Here is a 673-nt window from a genome sequence, read left to right on the forward strand (position 1 = left end):
AGCCCTGTCAATGGGGCCTTCCTCCCCGCAATCTGCGGGCGTCGAAGACGGCTGGCTATTCAACCAGCGAGGTAGTACGGTTCGCGTCAGCCGAACTGCTACGCCGTACATGGTTCACCCTCCCGTTGTGCGATATTCTCTGAAGCGTTCAGGTCCGCGTGGCGTCCTCGACCGCACTCCGAACACGAAAAGTGGTCGCCATCACGGGTTCCCATCGAACCACACGCTGATGGTACGCATCGACCTGCTCAACACGAATCCCAGCTCGCTCGGCTTTGTACGTGATGAACTGTTGGAGTTGGTGGAAAAACCACGAGTGAACGCCTGACCACGAGCTGTCCTCGCGGATACCTTCGAGGTCTTCCATCCGGATGACGGGATTCTCGAACTGTTGCGCGAACGTGATGAGGCGACGAGAGAGTTTGTGATTCAGGTCTTTGATTCGACGCTGTTCTTTGTCACCTACACGGTTACGTGCGCGAAGCGCACCCGCTTCCGAGAGCGAATCGCGTAGGGAACGGTATTTGCGTCGAACGTACTTCGTCTCACCACCAGACACCAGCATTGATTCGTCCTCACCGTAGGCGGTCACAGCGAGGATATGCCGTTCACCAATATCGACACCGATAGGCGTCTCACCCGACGTGTCGGTGTCGTATTCCACGTTGAACGT

General features: G+C 56.9%; 1 pseudogene. It reads right to left on the reverse strand.

Annotated elements, in window-relative coordinates:
• Positions 1-98 precede the first annotated feature (98 nt).
• Positions 99-673, reverse strand: a pseudogene (locus EXE42_RS16305) (RNA-guided endonuclease TnpB family protein); the annotation flags it as partial.

Source organism: Halorubrum sp. SP3, assembly GCF_005435195.1.
Lineage (GTDB): Archaea > Halobacteriota > Halobacteria > Halobacteriales > Haloferacaceae > Halorubrum > Halorubrum sodomense.